The sequence below is a fragment of the Geomonas sp. genome (assembly GCF_056994735.1).
The window spans coordinates 1-16,153 of sequence record NZ_JBXKJL010000001.1; the positions used below are offsets into that span (position 1 = coordinate 1).

Annotated in this window: 14 protein-coding genes and 1 riboswitch; of the genes, 11 read left to right on the forward strand and 3 right to left on the reverse strand. The window is 60.6% G+C overall.

Annotated features, from left to right (window positions below; all coding sequences use genetic code 11):
* The first annotated feature begins 16 nt into the window (after positions 1-16).
* The 10 genes from AC11W3_RS00005 (at position 17) to AC11W3_RS00050 (ending at position 10,654) form a co-directional block, all read left to right on the forward strand.
* On the forward strand, positions 17-829 hold the full coding sequence (locus AC11W3_RS00005; RefSeq protein ID WP_484090462.1) for an electron transfer flavoprotein subunit beta/FixA family protein: 813 nt from the start codon (positions 17-19) through the stop codon (positions 827-829).
* 19 nt (positions 830-848) lie between these two features.
* Positions 849-2,162, forward strand: coding sequence for an FAD-binding protein (locus tag AC11W3_RS00010; RefSeq protein ID WP_484090463.1), 1,314 nt, complete (start codon positions 849-851; stop codon positions 2,160-2,162).
* A 42-nt stretch (positions 2,163-2,204) separates the two neighbouring features.
* Positions 2,205-4,190: a (Fe-S)-binding protein gene (locus tag AC11W3_RS00015; RefSeq protein ID WP_484090464.1), complete on the forward strand. Its 1,986-nt coding sequence runs from the start codon at positions 2,205-2,207 to the stop codon at positions 4,188-4,190.
* Positions 4,191-4,336: 146 nt separating this feature from the next.
* Positions 4,337-5,533: a thiolase family protein gene (locus AC11W3_RS00020; RefSeq protein ID WP_484090465.1), complete on the forward strand. Its 1,197-nt coding sequence runs from the start codon at positions 4,337-4,339 to the stop codon at positions 5,531-5,533.
* Between the two features lie 104 nt (positions 5,534-5,637).
* On the forward strand, positions 5,638-6,414 hold the full coding sequence (locus AC11W3_RS00025) for an electron transfer flavoprotein subunit beta/FixA family protein (RefSeq protein ID WP_484090466.1): 777 nt from the start codon (positions 5,638-5,640) through the stop codon (positions 6,412-6,414).
* A 10-nt stretch (positions 6,415-6,424) separates the two neighbouring features.
* Entirely contained in the window at positions 6,425-7,339 is a 915-nt protein-coding gene (locus AC11W3_RS00030; RefSeq protein ID WP_484090467.1) for an electron transfer flavoprotein subunit alpha/FixB family protein, read from the forward strand.
* 193 nt (positions 7,340-7,532) lie between these two features.
* A complete protein-coding gene (locus AC11W3_RS00035; RefSeq protein WP_484092267.1) occupies positions 7,533-8,519 on the forward strand; it encodes an NADPH:quinone oxidoreductase family protein in 987 nt (328 codons plus the stop codon).
* Positions 8,520-8,641: 122 nt separating this feature from the next.
* A complete protein-coding gene (locus tag AC11W3_RS00040; protein WP_484090469.1) occupies positions 8,642-8,836 on the forward strand; it encodes a hypothetical protein in 195 nt (64 codons plus the stop codon).
* Positions 8,837-8,850: 14 nt separating this feature from the next.
* Positions 8,851-10,077: a bifunctional 3,4-dihydroxy-2-butanone-4-phosphate synthase/GTP cyclohydrolase II gene (locus AC11W3_RS00045; protein ID WP_484090470.1), complete on the forward strand. Its 1,227-nt coding sequence runs from the start codon at positions 8,851-8,853 to the stop codon at positions 10,075-10,077.
* Between the two features lie 166 nt (positions 10,078-10,243).
* Positions 10,244-10,654 (forward strand): acyl-CoA thioesterase, encoded by a 411-nt coding sequence (locus AC11W3_RS00050; RefSeq protein WP_484092268.1) that lies wholly within the window; start codon positions 10,244-10,246, stop codon positions 10,652-10,654.
* A 16-nt stretch (positions 10,655-10,670) separates the two neighbouring features.
* Here AC11W3_RS00050 and AC11W3_RS00055 read toward each other — a convergent pair whose 3' ends face one another.
* The 3 genes from AC11W3_RS00055 to AC11W3_RS00065 form a co-directional block, all read right to left on the reverse strand.
* Complete coding sequence (locus tag AC11W3_RS00055) at positions 10,671-13,208, reverse strand: cation-translocating P-type ATPase (RefSeq protein ID WP_484090472.1); 2,538 nt, start codon at positions 13,206-13,208, stop codon at positions 10,671-10,673.
* Between the two features lie 285 nt (positions 13,209-13,493).
* Positions 13,494-14,189: an NlpC/P60 family protein gene (locus tag AC11W3_RS00060; protein ID WP_484090473.1), complete on the reverse strand. Its 696-nt coding sequence runs from the start codon at positions 14,187-14,189 to the stop codon at positions 13,494-13,496.
* Positions 14,190-14,216: 27 nt separating this feature from the next.
* Positions 14,217-14,651 carry a hypothetical protein gene (locus AC11W3_RS00065; RefSeq protein ID WP_484090474.1) on the reverse strand — a complete coding sequence of 145 codons (435 nt, stop codon included), beginning with the start codon at positions 14,649-14,651 and terminating at the stop codon, positions 14,217-14,219.
* A gap of 434 nt (positions 14,652-15,085) precedes the next feature.
* Positions 15,086-15,162, forward strand: a riboswitch (cyclic di-GMP riboswitch).
* A 79-nt stretch (positions 15,163-15,241) separates the two neighbouring features.
* Here AC11W3_RS00065 and AC11W3_RS00070 point away from each other — a divergent pair.
* Positions 15,242-16,153, forward strand: a 912-nt coding sequence (locus tag AC11W3_RS00070; protein ID WP_484092269.1) for a hypothetical protein, incomplete at its 3' end; no start/stop codon positions are given.

Sequence of the window (16,153 nt, forward strand, 5' to 3'; positions counted from 1 at the left end):
TCAAGCGAGGTTCACCATGCTAATCGTCGTCTGCATCAAACAAGTGCCGGACACCACCCAGGTCCAGATCGACCCGGTAACCAACACCCTGGTTCGCGAGGGGATACCCTTCATCGCCAACCCCTACGACACCCATGCCCTGGAAGAGGCGCTGCGCATGAAGGACCGCTTCGGCTTCAGGGTGGTCGCCCTCTCCATGGGTCCCCCCAACGCCGAGGCCACCCTGAGAAAGGCTCTGGCCATGGGGGCCGACCAGGCGATCCTCCTCTCCGACCGCGCCTTCGGCGGCGCCGACACCCTGGCGACCAGCAAGGTCATCTCGGCAGCCATCGAGAAGCTCGGTGAGACCGAGAAGGTGGGGCTGGTCTTCTGCGGCAAGCAGACCATCGACGGCGACACCGCCCAGGTCGGCCCCGGGATAGCCACCCGCAACCGCTACAGCCAGCTCACCCTGGTCGACCGGGTGAAGGAGGTGGACCTGTCCAGGAAGGTGATCAGGGTGAGAAGGAAGCTCGAAGGACGCTACGAGATCGTCGAGGCTCCCATGCCGGCCATGCTCACCGTGGTGCGGGAACTCAACCGCCCCCGCTACCCAACCGTCCCGCTTAGGCTGGAATCCCAGGACAGCGAGGTCACGGTCTGGAACAACGAGGTGCTGAAGCTGGACGTGGGCACCATCGGCCTCAAGGGGTCCCCCACCTGGGTCAGCAGGATCTTTTCCCCGCAGCGGGAAAAAGGGGAGATCGTCGGCGACGGCCTGCGCGACCCGAAGAGTTCGGCGAGGCTCCTCCTGGACAAACTTATGAGTAAGGACCTGTTGCCGGTCTAAAGAGCGAGGAGCGAGAAAGATGACTGACACCAAGAAAACTATCAAGAAACCGCGCGGCAAGGCGCAGGTAGTGGAAGGGAAATGCATCGCCTGCGGGGCCCGCTGCGAGAGTTCCTGCCCGATCAACATCATCAGCATGAACGAGGCGGGCGAGCCGGTCATCACCAGCGAGAAGTGCATAGGCTGCGTCAAGTGCGTCAAGGTCTGCCCGGCCCAGGCCATCGACCTTTTCTTCACCCCCGAGGAGCAGAAGCTTCTCGACGAGCTGATGAAAGACGCCCCCGGCGCTCTCGATGACGACGACCCGGAGGCCAGGGCGCTGGCCGAGAAGCTCGCGGCCTACCGCGGCGTGTGGGTCTTCATCGAGCAGACCGAGGGAGAGGCGGCCCGGGTCTCCTGGGAGCTTTTGGGGAAAGGACGCGAGCTCGCCGATGCCCTGGGGGTCGAGCTGATAGCCCTGGTCATGGGCGAAAAGGTCGAGCCGCTTTGCCAGGAAGCCTTCGCCTACGGCGCCGACAAGGCCTACCTGGTCGATGCCCCGGTCTTCAGACATTACCGCACCGAATCGTATCTCAAGGCGCTCTGCCACCTGATCGACCTGCACAAGCCGGAGATCATCCTCATGGGAGCCACCGGCCTGGGGCGCGACCTCGCCGGGGCCGTAGCCACCGTGGTCGGAACGGGACTTACCGCCGACTGCACGGGGCTCGCCGTCGACGACAAGCGGAACCTGATGCAGACCCGCCCGGCCTTCGGCGGCAACATCATGGCCACCATCATGTGCGACCGCTTCCGTCCGCAGATGGCCACGGTGCGACCCCACGTCATGGCCCTTCCCGAGCGCAAGGCGGGGAGAAGCGGCGAGATCGTCCGGATTTCCTGCCCCGTCGAGGAGAAGGACATCATGACCAAGGTCCTGGAGGTGATCAGGGACCAGAAGGGGAAGGACCACGTGGATGTGGCGGGGGCGGAGTTCATCGTCTCCGGCGGCCGCGGTATGATGGGACCCGCCAATTTCTCCATGCTCAGGGAGCTCGCCGAAGAGCTCGGGGGCGTGGTGGGAGCTTCCAGGAGCGCGGTCGATGCGGGGTGGATGCCCCATGAGCGGCAGGTCGGGCAGACGGGCAAGACGGTCCGCCCCAAGATCTACATCGCCTGCGGCATCTCCGGCGCCATCCAGCACCTGGTGGGGATGCAGGACTCCGACCTGATCATAGCCATCAACCGCGACAAGGAGGCCCCCATCTTCGAGGTGGCCCACTACGGCATAGTCGGCGACCTCTTCCAGGTCGTCCCCGAACTTACCAGGGGCATCCGGGAGATGAAGCAGTAGTTACCACAACCATCAGCCTGCAGTCTTTTTGTGAGGTACGCCGTGAACCCAAATATAACTATCTACGCGCCGCTGTTGATCGGATCCCTTATCCTCTTCGTCTGGAGCTGCCAGAGGAGGCTCTCCCTTGTTGCGGTCGGCCAGCCGGAGTACCGGTTGACGAACCCGGGGGAGAGGATCCTCGGCGTGCTCCTCTACGCTTTCGGCCAGAAGAGGGTGGTGGCCAGGCCCTTCGGCCTCAACCATGCCGTCCTCTTCTGGGCCTTCGTCATCCTGCTCCTGGCCAACGGTGAGTTCCTCGTCTCGGGACTCTTCCCCGCCCTGAGCCTCTCGCTCCTTCCCGACCCGCTGCACCACGCCCTGCTGCTGGCCTTCGATGCGGTGTCGTTCCTCGCTTTGGCAGGAGTGGTCTTGGCCGCCCTGCGCCGTCTCTTCTTCCCCCCCGATTACATGGGGACCTCCTATGCCGGGGCACGCAGCCCGGAGGCCTTTCTGATCCTGGCCGCCATAGGGGTCCTCATGCTCGCCTACTTCGGGCTGCACGGAGCGGTGATCGCCCTGGGACAGGAGCCGGCTCCCGGATTTCTCCCGGTGTCGAGCGTGGCGGCTCGGTTTCTGGGGGGCTTTGGACCGGAAAAGCTTCAGCAACTGGTCACCTTCTTCTGGTGGCTGCATGCCATCGTGCTGCTGCTGTTCATGAACTACCTCCCCCACAGCAAGCACATGCACATACTGACCGCCATCCCCAACTGCTTCTTCAGGAGTCTGGAAAAGCCCAACACCCAGCCCCGGGAAGAGTTTGTGAAGGGTGGGAGCTTCGGGGCGGGTGAGGTCACTGAGCTTGCCTGGAAGGACCTTTTTGACGGCTTCTCCTGCACCGAGTGCGGCCGCTGCCAGAGCGTCTGCCCCGCGGTTGCCACCGGCAAGGCCCTGAACCCGCGGCAGGTCGTGCACGACATCAAGATGAACCTGCTGAATTCCCTTCCCGACCGTAATGGAAAGATCGTCCCAGGCCGGCAGCTGATCGGCGAAGGGGAGGGGAGCGTATCGGAACAGGCCATCTGGTCCTGCACCACCTGCGGCGCCTGCATGGCGATCTGCCCCGTCTTCATCGAGCAGATGCCGAAGATCGTCAAGATGAGACGGCACCTGGTGCAGATGAAATCGGCCTTCCCGGAGGAACTGCTGACCCTGTTCGAAAACGTGGAGGGGAGATCCAATCCCTGGGGCATCGCTCCCACCGACCGGACCAAGTGGTACTCGACCATGGATGTAAGGGCGTTCGAGGCGGAGCAGACCGAATACCTCCTCTACGTCGGGTGCGCCGGTTCCTTCGACTCCCGGCAAAAGCACGTCACGGTGGCGCTGGCCACCATCCTCGATGCCGCCGGCGTCTCCTGGGGCGTCCTCGGCAAGGAGGAGCCGTGCTGCGGCGATTCGCTGCGGCGCCTGGGGAACGAGTTCGTGTTCGATAAGATGGCGAAGCAGAACGTGCAGCTATTCAAGGAGAAGCGGGTCACCAAGGTCATTACCCAGTGCCCGCACTGCTTCACCACCTTGAAAAACGATTACCGGCAGTACGGGCTGGAGCTGGAGGTCATCCATCACAGCGAGCTGATCGACAGCCTCCTCAGCACCGGGAAGCTGAAGCTCAAGCGGGAGGTAACGGATCTCGGCAAGATCGCCTTCCATGACTCCTGCTACCTCGGACGGCACAACGACGTCTACGAACCCCCTCGCAAGGTGATCGCGGCGGCCACGGGGAACGCACCCATCGAGCTCGAGCGTAACCACGAGAATTCCTTCTGCTGCGGAGCCGGCGGGGGGAGGATGTGGATGGAGGAGCAGGAGGGGGCGAGGATCAACCTCAACCGCATCGGAGAGGCACTGAAGCAGAAACCGGACACCCTCTGCGTGAGCTGCCCCTACTGCCTCACCATGTTCGCCGACGGTTTGAAGGATCTGCAGGCGGATCACACCCAGGTGAAGGATATCGCCGAGGTGGTGGCCGAGGGGCTGAGACCGTAGGGAATCAAAAATGCGTCCTTCGACAGGCTCAGGGCGAACGGAATCATAACGATCAGCCGAACGGAATCATCACGATCAGCCGAACGGAATCATCACGATCAGCCCGAACGGGGATCATCGAGTCATTTTGGAATCTGGAGGAGCCAATGCGTGAAGCGGTAATTATCGATGCGGTAAGAACACCGGTAGGAAAATTTGCCGGCGCCCTCAAGGGTGTACGCCCGGACGATCTGGCGGCGCTCTGCATAGCCGAGCTGGTCAGGCGCAACAGCCTGGACCCCGCGCTGATCGAGGACGTGGTGCTCGGGTGCACCAATCAGGCGGGCGAGGACAACCGGAACGTGGGGCGCATGGCGGCGCTTCTGGCGGGGCTCCCCCACTCGGTGGGCGGGCAGACCATAAACCGCCTCTGCGCTTCCGGCCTGAACGCCGTGAACAGCGCGGCCCATGCCATCAAGGTGGGGGAGGGGGATATCCTGATCGCCGGCGGCGTGGAGTCCATGACCCGCGCCCCCTTCGTCTTCGCCAAATCCGAGTCACCCTTCTCCCGGGACTTCAAGGTCTTCGACTCCACCATCGGCTGGCGCTTCACCAATCCGAAGATGCCGGATCCCTACGCCAAGGAAAGCATGGGGGACACCGCCGAGAACGTCGCGCAGAGGTACGGCTTGACCCGCCTGGAGCAGGACGAGTTCGCGCTGGAGTCGCAGCGCAAATGGGCCCGGGCCGACGCCGCGGGCCTCTTCAGGGACGAGATGGTGCCGGTCCTGCTGCCGCAGAAAAAAGGCGATCCGATCGTGGTCGACCGGGACGAGTTCCCGCGCTCCGACGTGACCCTGGAGCAACTGGCCAGCCTGCGCCCCGCCTTCAAGAAGGACGGCACCGTGACCGCCGGCAACTCCAGCGGGATCAATGACGGCGCCGCCGCACTCCTCCTCATGGAGGCCGACACCGCGAAGCGTCTCGGGTACCGGCCGCTGGTCCGGGTGGTCGGGAGCGCCGTGGCCGGCTGCGACCCCTCCTTCATGGGGCTCGGGCCGATCCCCGCCATCCGCAAGGTGCTGGAGCGGACCGGGCTGACCATCGGCGACATCGACCTGTTCGAGCTCAACGAAGCCTTCGCGGCCCAGTCCATCCCCTGCATCCGCGAGCTGGGAATCGATCAGGCAAAGGTCAACGTGAACGGCGGCTCCATCGCCATGGGCCATCCGCTCGGCTCCACCGGGGCGCGCATCACCGCCACCCTCGTTCACGAGATGAAGCGCCGCGGCTCCCGCTACGGCCTGGCGTCCCTGTGCATCGGGCTCGGTCAGGGGATCGCCACCGTCTTCGAGCGGGTGTGAGGTGGCCGCTAGTTAAGGTTTCGCAGCAAAGTCCCTTCCTCCGGAGGGGTGGTCGACGGCATCGGGTATCCGCAGCAGGCATTACAAAACGAAAGGAGAAGATCATGAAGATCCTGGTATGTATCAAGCAGGTTCCCGACATGGAATCCCGCTTCAAGGTCAACAGCAGCGGAGTGTGGTTTGATGAGGCTGATCTCGCCTGGCGCATGAACGAGTACGACGAGTACGCAGTCGAGCAGGCGGTCCAACTCAAGGAGCAATTGGGCGAGGCCGCACAGGTCACGGTCCTGTCCATCGGCTCGGACAAGGTCGTGGAAGCGGTCAGGAAGGCGCTGGCCATGGGATGCGACAACGCCGTCCACGTCCAGGATCCCGCCTCCGCACGGAAGGATCCGTGGCAGATCGCCGCCATCATCGCCGCCTACGCCAAGGACAAGGGGTTCGACCTGATCTTCACCGGATTCCAGTCCCAGGACCGCGGCTCCGCCCAGGTCGGGGTGTGCATAGCCGAACAGCTCGGCTACGCCTGCAGCACCACCCTGGTCAATTTCGCCTACAAAGATGGCCTGGTCACCGGAAAGCGGGAGCTTGAAGGGGGCGTGAAAGGTGTGGTCAGGATGAAGACCCCGGCGCTGGTGACCTGCCAGCTCGGCCTCAACGTTCCCCGCTATCCGACCCTTCCCAACATCATGAAGGCCAAGAAAAAGGAGATGGTGACCATCCAGGTGGCGGAGCTCCTCAAGGAAGAGTCCCTCTCGGCGACGGTGAGCTTCCATCCTCCGGCCAAGAAAGGCGGCGGCGTGGTGCTGGAAGGCGAAATGGGGCCGATGGTCGATCAACTGATAGGCATTCTCAAAGAAAAAACCGCGGTGCTGCGGTAGGGGGGGAATCATGAAAGCTTTACTGGTCGGCGAATATAGAGAAGGAAAAATCCTGGAAACGACATACGAGCTGATCGGCTTCGCCTCCAGGCTGGGGGCCGACGCCGTGCTGCTGCTGGTGGGGAGCGAGAGCCAGTTGCCTGAATTCGGCGGCGCTCTCTATCTGGCCGATGCTGCCAGGTACGGAGAGTACAACCCGGACCTCCACAAGCAACTGGTGCTGGAGGCGGTGCAGAGGGAAAACCCCGATTGCATCGTCTTTGCCCACTCCTCCTACGGGTGGGACCTGGCCCCGCGGGTGGCGGCTTCCCTGAAGGTCGCCCAGGTCTCCGAGATCTCGGCCCTGGTCGATGGCGGCTTCGAAGTCGGTTGCTGCAACGCCAAGATGCGCAGGACGGTGAAACCCTCCACCAGCAGGTCGGTGCTCACCATCCAGGCGGGAGCCTTCCCCGTGCTGAAGGAGGGAGGAGCACCGCAGCTGCAGCGACTGGATATTTCCGGGACCGCGGCGGTCGAATTCCTTGGCTACGAGCCGGCGGAAGCTAAGGACGTCGACCTCACCAAGGCCGACATCATCGTAACCGCCGGACGCGGTATCGGCAAGAAGGACAACGTCCCCGTCATTGCCGCCTTGGCCAAAGCCATGGGAGGGGAGCTGGGGGCGAGCCGCCCGGTCGTTGACGCCGGCTGGGTCGAGCACAGCCACCAGGTCGGGACCACCGGTCAGACGGTCAGCCCCAAGCTGTACGTCGCCTGCGGGGTCAGCGGCGCGATCCAGCACCTGGCGGGCATGAAGAAGTCCGACTTCATCGTGGCCATCAACAAGGACAAGGATGCTCCCATCGGGGAGGAGGCCGACGTCCTGGTCGTTGCCGACGTCCTGCAGTTCGTCCCGGCGCTGACCGCTAAGCTGCAGGCCTGCTGACCCTGGAAGTCCATCCGGGGCAGCGCGGTCAAAACCAACTCAGCGCCGGATAAAGTTATTCCCACTCTGAATGGCTCCCTCTCCCCCTGGGAGAGGGCTGGGGTGAGGGCAAGTGCCACGAAGATAGCGGCTTCCCTCACCCTGACCCTCTCCCGGAGGGAGAGGGGGGACTTTATACCCTTGGAGGCACACGGTGAAAAAGGGGACGATGAAGGCCTGGGTGGTGCGGAGGTTGTGCACGCCGGGGGAGATGGAGCTTGCCGAGCTTCCCATCCCCGAGCCCGGGAAGGGGCAGATCCTGGTGCGGGTCGAGTCGGCGGCGTTGAACTTCCTGGACACTTTGATGATCCGGGGGCTTTACCAGGTCAAGCCACCCTTGCCCTTCACCCCCGGCGTGGAAGTTGCCGGGCGCGTGGTCCAGGCCGGAGCCGGGTCCCGGTTCAGGGGCGGCGAGCGGATCATGGGGATCGTCGGCTGGGGTGGGTACGCGGAATATGCCCTGGTCGACGACGGCGACGCGGTGCCCATGCCCGACTCGATGTCCTCGGTCGAAGGGTCGGTCTTCTCCATCGTTTACCCGACGGCGTATACGGCGCTGCAGCACAGCGCGGGGATCAGGCCCGGCGATGTGGTCCTGGTCCACGCCGGCGCCGGAGGGGTGGGGCTGGCCGCCATCCAGCTCGCCAAGGCTTTCGGAGGGAAGGTCATCGCCACTGCCGGAGGCCCGGAGAAAACAGCCTTCTGCCGCGAGCAAGGCGCCGATTTCGCTTTCGACTATCTGAAGGAGGACTGGGTGGCGCAGGTGAAGGAGGTGACCGCGGGGCGTGGCGCCGACATCATCTGCGATCCTGTCGGAGGAGAGGTGACCGACCTCAGTCTCAAGTGCCTTGCCTGGTGCGGCAGGCTCCTCATTCTCGGCTTCGCATCGGGGCGGATCGGTTCAATCCCGGCCAACCGCCTCCTCCTGAAAAGCGCCATTGTGTCCGGCGTCATCTGGGGCGAACGGCGCTTGAGGGATCCGGATCTGGGAAGCTCAACCTTTTCGGCTCTATTTGCCTTGCACCGGAACGGCGTCATAAAGCCGGTGATCTCTCGGCAATATCCCCTCTCGGAAGCTGCCGTGGCGCTTGATGACCTCGCCACCAGGCGGAGCTACGGGAAGGTCGTGCTGGTCCCATGAGGCACGGATGTGGAGGGGTAATTTTACGTTAACGTCAAGACTCTTGTGGACAATCAGGCGAAATAAGCGTATGACGAGACAGCGTGCCTTCTTCGGCGGCTGTCGGCTTTGGGGGGCAGCAGATGGACGAAGATAAAATTCAGCCAAAAAGATACATCGTCTCGGTGCGCATCAATGACGAGGAGAAAGAGGTGATCGAGCTGATGAGGCTCGAAACCTCGAAAACGGTATCGGATATCATCAGGGAAGGCATGCAAATGACACTGCAGCGGTTTCAACGCAGTGGCGCGCGCCGCCATTCGGTATCAGGAGCCTAGAGGAGGGAGTAGCAATGTCTGTTGCCAGCATAGAGGAAGCCATCGAGGAGATCAGGGCCGGCAGGATGGTGATCCTGGTGGATGACGAGGACCGCGAGAACGAGGGGGACCTGACCATGGCCGCTCAGTGCGTGACGCCTGAGGCCATCAACTTCATGGCCAAGCACGGCCGGGGCCTCATCTGTCTCACCATGACCGCCGAACGCTGCGACCGGCTGGACCTCGCGCCCATGGTGCAGAGTAACACCTCCTCCTTCGGCACCGCTTTCACCGTTTCGATCGAGGCCAGGAAGGGGGTTACCACCGGCATCTCGGCGGCCGACCGCGCCCACACCATTCTGACCGCCGTGGCCCCCGGTGCCGAGGCTGCCGATCTGGCGAGGCCCGGCCATGTCTTTCCGCTGAGAGCCAGAAACGGCGGCGTGCTGGTGCGGGCCGGCCAGACCGAGGGTTCGGTCGACCTCGCCCGGCTGGCAGGGCTTGAGCCCTCCGGCGTCATCTGCGAGATCATGAACGAGGACGGCACCATGTCGCGCATGCCCGAGCTGAAGGAGTTCGCGAAGGAGCACGGGATAAAGGTCTGCACCATAGCCGATTTGGTCGCCTACCGCATGAAGCATGAGTCGCTGGTGAGGAGGTCGGTCGAGGTGGCGCTCCCCACGGAGTACGGCACCTTCAGGGCGGTGGCCTTCGAAAACGACATCGACAACCTGGAGCATCTTGCGCTGGTCAAGGGTGAGATCCGGGGGGACCAGCCGGTCCTGGTGCGGGTCCATTCCGAGTGCCTCACCGGCGACGTTTTCGGCAGCGTCCGGTGCGACTGCGCTTCGCAGCTGCACAACGCCATGGAGCAGATCGAGAAGGAAGGGGCGGGGGTGATCCTGTACATGCGCCAGGAAGGGCGCGGCATCGGCCTCACCAACAAACTGAAGGCTTACGCGCTGCAGGACCAGGGGCATGACACGGTGGAGGCCAACCTGGCGCTGGGTTTCAAGGCGGACCTGCGGGACTACGGCATCGGGGCGCAGATCCTGGCGAACCTCGGCATCAAGAAGATCCGCCTCATGACCAACAACCCGAAGAAGCTGGTGGGATTCCAGGGGTACGGGATGGACGTCGTGGAGCGGGTGCCGATCGAGATTCCGCCTTCCGCAACCAACGTGATCTATCTGAAGACCAAGCGGGACAAGATGGGACACCTGCTTCTGAAGTATGAACTCGGGGCAGGGCAGGCCATTTAAAAATCCACCCCACCCCCAGCGTTGTCCGGTTAGCTACTTGCACCTGCCCATTTCTCCACAGTTCAAGCTCCCCCTCGCCCTCCGGGAGAGGGAGCAGTTTCGAAGGAAGGTTGGGAGGGGGATGAGCTGCGACCAGGGATGGGAGTACAAAACGGAGGTTATCGAGTTGACGGAACAAAGTGCAGGACCTGAGGGGGAGTTGCTCCTCCGTACCATGCCCTTGCCGGGCGACACCAACGCAAGCGGCGACATCTTCGGTGGATGGATCATGTCCCAGATGGACCTTGCGGGCGGCATGATGGCCATGGAGCTTTCCGGGGGGCGCGCGGTCACCATTGCGGTCGACGCCATGAAGTTCATCAAGCCGGTCAAGGTGGGTGACGTCGTCTGCTGCTACGGCAAGGTCACCAGGATGGGAAACACCTCCATCGCCATCAGGCTGGAGGTATGGGTGAAGCCGCGTTTGCAGGAATTACAGGATGGTGAAGAAGGGGAGATGTTCATCGTGACCGAAGCTTCCTATACCTACGTCGCCGTCGACCTCGAGGGGCGGAAACGGACCTTTTCCCGGAAGTAGGCTCCGGGACAAAGCTTCACCTCCTAGCGAACTTCTTGAATACCTCAAACCACACCACGCTGACAATTCCCAGCCCGGTGCAGATGGCAACGTCGATGTAGTGCAGTTCCGAAAAGCGGAACAAGCCGCGCAATATCGGAACCTTCAGCACCAGGTACAGGAAGCCTATTGCCCCTCCCGTCACCCACCAAAGCGCGGGGTTCGCAATGCGAACACTCCGGATCATGGAAAGACTCCATGACCTGTTGGTCAGCATGAGGAAAAGGTTGGCTATCATCAGCGAGGTGAAGGCCAGGGTCCGCGCCTCGAGTTCACCCTGGCCACGCGCGAGGCTGATTCCGAAGACGGCAAGCAGAGTCGCCAGGATTCCAAGACCTTGCAGGATGCTGATAAGCACGATGCGTTTTCCGAAGAGCGGCTCCCTCGGGTCCCTGGGGGGGCGGCTCATGGTCGTCGGTTCGGCGTGTTCCATTTCGTAGACGATGGAGCACGCAGGGTCGATGATCATGTGGAGAAAGGCGATGTGGACCGGCATGAACAAAAGCGGCCAGGTGAAAAGGACGGGGATGAGCGACATGCCGGCGATGGGAACGTGAATGGCCAGGAGGTAGGCCATGGCTTTCTTCAGGTTGTCAAAGATGCGCCGCCCCATCCTGATCGCCCGCACGATTGAGGCGAAGTCGTCATCCAGCAGCACCAGGTCCGCCGCCTCGCGGGCCACGTCGGTGCCGCGGCCCCCCATGGCGATGCCGATATGCGCCGATTTGAGGGCGGGGGCATCGTTGACGCCATCGCCAGTCATGGCGACGATCTCCCCATTTTGCTTCAGGGCCTGCACCAGGCGGAGTTTTTGCTCCGGCACGACCCTGGCGAAGACGTTGACCGTCGTGATCCGCCGCTTAAGCTGGTCATCATCCATGGTGTCTAATTCAGGACCGGTGATAACCTCCTCCGGCGCTGCCAGGCCTATTTCGCGGGCGACGCTCCGCGCCGTGCCGGGATAGTCGCCTGTGATCATGATCATCCTGATACCTGCCCGGTAGCAGTCCTGTAGGGAAGGGGCCACCGTCGGTCTCACCGGGTCGGCCAATCCGATCAGGCCGAGGAATTCGAAGGTAAAGTCGTGCTGTTCTCCCGGCAGACCTGCTTCCTTGAACAACGAGCGTGCCACCCCCAGTACCCGCAGCCCCTCCTCGGAGATCCTCGTCACCTGCGTCATCAGCTTTTCCAGTTGTGCCTGGTCGAAATGGCAGAGATCCGCTATCGCCTCGGGAGCACCCTTGGCAGCGATGACATATTCTTCACCCTTGGATGAGCGCCAGACGTGGGACATCGCCAACAGTCCCGGAGACAGCGGGTATTCACGCTCCAGGATCCATTCGGCGTGAAGGTGCTCGGTGTGGGCGAGGTAATGCTCCCCGAACTCCTTGATCGCCCGCTCCATCGGATCGAACGGGTCCCGCTGGCTGGCAAGGATGCTGTACTCCACCAGGTCGTGAAAGATCTCCGGCGGCGGATTTTCGCGAAAATCCCGTACGCTGCAGGTTCTTCCCTCGCTGCTCAGGGTGGCGACGATCATCCTGTTGTAGGTGAGGGTCCCGGTCTTGTCGACGCAAAGGACCGTCGCGGAGCCGAGGGTCTCCACAACGCGGGGGTGTCTGGTAAGGACCTGCGACAGCGAAAGCCGCCATGCGCCCAGTGCCACGAAGATGGTAAGGACCACCGGCAGCTCGTTGGGCATCACGGCCATCGCCAGGGTAAGCCCGGCCAGGACACCGGAGAGCCACTGCCCTCCCTTTATGCCGTAGGTGATTACCAGCAGAACGCAAAGACCCAGCACCGCGACCGCCATCACCCTGACCAGTTTCCCGGTTTCCCGCTGGAGCAGGCCCTCTTCGGTCGTTACCGTCGCCAGATTCCTGCCGATCCGGCCGATCGCGCTGTCCGCCCCGGTGGCGATTACCCGTGCCACCCCCTGCCCCTGCACGATCAGTGTCCCCGAAAAGACGAATGGGAGATCGTCTCCTCCCGGCCGGGCCGGAGCCGTCACTTCCGTTGCGACTTTTCGCACCGGCACCGATTCCCCAGTCAGTAGCGATTCGTCCGCCGAAAGGTTGGTCGCATCGAGAACCAGGGCATCGGCGGGTACACGGTCCCCTTCCGCGAGCAGGATGACGTCCCCTCGGACCACCTCGCGCCCGGCGATCCTCATTCTCTCGCCATCGCGGATCACCAACGCTCGCGGGCTCGAGAGATCGCGCAAAGCCTCCAGCGCCCGTTCGGTCTTTCCCTCCTGGTAGAGCGTGATCACCATGACCAGTAGCACGAAGCCCAGCAGCATGAGGGCTTCGTGCATGTCGCCGAGAATAAGATAGATGGCGCCGCAGGCGACCAGCAGGAGGAACATCGGTTCGCGCATGACGTCACAGGCAATGCGCAGGTTTCCGCGGCGCTTCGCGGCAGGGAGTTCGTTCGGCCCCTCCTCCTTCAATGCCTCTGCCGCTTCCACGGAAGTAAGACCGGTGATGGTTTCGATGGTGTTTGGTCGAGCCATAGTTCAACCTCGTACACCTGGTTCGGGATATATCTCCCTGGCGTTCGTCGTGAAAGGAAGGGCCTCCTTAAAGTGTTGGAGACGAGCTTCTCATGTATAATACCTGAGGCATAACGCAAGCAGGGAAGGCGTTGGGATGCATTAACGAGCACGGTGGACCAACGGGGGCGAAGAGAACCGCCTTGAAGTTGGTGCCGCAGCTCAACTGGCGTCAGAAAAAGGGGGGCGTCTAGCATAGCTTCAAGCAACGCATACACTTTCAGTGGTGTCACTCTCGGGCTCTTCTTAAAAGGGCTTTCTGTAACCCTTTACCTCGTAATTCTCCAAGGAAAAATTCGAGTATTTTACCTGATCCATTTGATTGCCGCCGAGCAAACGAATATGAGGCGGTGACAAAGAAACAAAGAATCCGACATGAAAGCCAGAGTGTGAGCCGGTCGCATGACTGAAGCCACCCACCTTCCTCTTTATCACAGTTATTACACCCGGAGTTGGGTTGATCACTTCGATACCCCATTCCAGCCAACTTCGTGCAGCAGCACTATTAGTCCCTTTCTTGCCGGCTTTCTGCATTACCCAGTTAACAAATGCTGAGCACCATGGAGTTTCATCGTCCGTTGCCTTCAGCGTAGTCGTTTGATGATACTCTACAATCCGAGCATTGTGTTGCCCTGGAAGCGAATCTTCATGGACCCCGAGCTCAGCAATTGCTATATCCATCCAAGGAGCAAGCGGCGAGACTACATGTGTAGTTGGCGATAGGACGTTCTTCAGTCCTAGAGCTATCAGAGTTTTAGGACCGACAACACCATCGGCTGACAGGCCTTTATGCTGCTGAAACAACTTCACTGCTTGAAAGGTTCGGGGCCCAAAGTGGCCGTCGACTCTGAGGTTCGGGCTTGGCATAAGACTGGAATTTAATAGGAGCTGTATCTTACAGACTTGAACACCTTGATCGTGTAGCTTGATGAGGTTGGTCATGATCGCTCTCCGTTTTCTCGAAGGTTCCTAATCCTCAAGATAAGCTCTTATGAATTGCCATCCTTCCGGTGTTATTTCAAATGACCATGTCCCGACCCTAAATTGTTTGCCATGTGCGCTACAGTATCGGTTCGGTACTTTGGCAGTTGCTACTACCAAAGTTCTCATAGTTGAAGGTTCAGCTGATAGCCCAGGGTCAGTCTCCAATAACATTGGAAATGTGGTTATGAAGTCATTTAGACCGAGCCTTTTCTGCTCACTACTGTCCAGGCTGCCGCGGACTTCGAAGGGAAAGCGGGTGAGTTTTGTTACCCTATCCATATCTCTCTTAAGGACACTCTGCCGGAACCCCTTCCAAAACGTTTGTGCGCTTTCAGGACATCTGTTCTCGACTGCAGCAACTGGTCCACAGAAGGCAGCAAGGATTGGAATAACTAATAAGATTCCAAAGAAAGATCTCATAGCTCAACGTCTCCTTTCGCTGTCATCGCACATCTTTATGCCACCTGGACGCCGACACTATAGCAGGAGTAGACCTAAAGTCAAAAGCAAGCCTCCGAGTGCTGACGTGAGGGAATCGTGGTGTCCAACCCTTTCGCTGTCCCTGTCGGGGCCTGACCAAGTTGGTTGACGACCATTGGTTGAAGGGTGACGGCCGTTGGTTGAAAGATGAAGATTCTCTTTTCACTTTCAATGTTCTTGCCTTCTCGGATTTTCTCCGTGTCTCCGTGGCAGATGGTTTTGATTGTGAAGGTGTTCCCTGGATGCGAACAAGACTGTCATCCGCGCAGCTTATAGAAGATTACAGTTAAGTGACAATAGTATTAAATATGGTTGGAAATATCTTGATTTAGTTGATTTGTTGTTGTATTCTACGCAAACTAAAAATTCGCGATACACGATAATACTAAACCATCCGCGAGGATGGGGCGGAAAGCCCATTGGGTCTCACGTAGACAGCCGGGTTGCCGAAATATCTTTTTTGGCAACCCGTTTTTTTTTGTTGAACGGGTGCCGAATCCTTCTACAGCTACACTCAGTGGGAGGCGCCCATGCTTGCATTGGACAAGTCACTCGGCCGCATAGAAGCACTGGAATCCGATGTACTGGACCTTTTCGAATCCCAGCCCGTCGCAATAGACCTTACCGGCTCTCGTCCTGAACCTCGCGTCGCCTACGTCTGCGCGGTGAAGAAGAAATCTACCGTTCAGGTCTATGTCTCGTTGGCGGCTGAGTATGGCCGCAACTTTGTCTACACCGACTCCAACTCCAGCGACACAGAGAAAAACTACCGGCAGTCACTGGAACAAGCTCTCGAATTCGCCAGATCCATGGGGTTTGCGCCGGAACGAGTGAATCTTGATTACGGTGCTGCGATGAGGGCGGTAGTTGTACGAAACTTCAAGATATTCAACTTCCCCAGCAATGCCAAAAAAGCAACTACGCCGCCAATTCCTGCCCAACAAAAACCACCAATACCCCAAGAAGAATCCACCGCCGTATTACCTTCCCCTGCTGCACCTCTTGCCTCAGCTGCTTCAGTTCCTTCAGTTGCTTCCGTTGCTTCAATATCCGCTGCCTCAGTAGCCTCCGCTGCTTCGGTATCAGCCGCGTTAGTTGCCTCAATTCCGAAGGCTGCTGCCGTATTTACTGAGAGGAAGGATCGAAAGGAACAAGAGGAGATTACGGGCGTCCTGATCAAGATGGCGAGCGAACTGGAGGCGCTGCGTGCCGAGAGGGATGCCCTGTCGGTCCAGGTGCAAGAGGGCTCCGCATCTCATTTGGGAGTCACCGCCGAGCTGAAAACCGCAAAGGCGGAAAACGCCAAGCTGACGGCGGAAAGAGACTCGCTCGCGCAGACTGCACTTCGGATGACGATGGTTTCTTCGGAACTGGCTGCTGCACAAAAGGAGGTGGCCCTCCTTTCCCGGCAGCGCGACGAGGCTAAGCGGCTAAACAAGGAA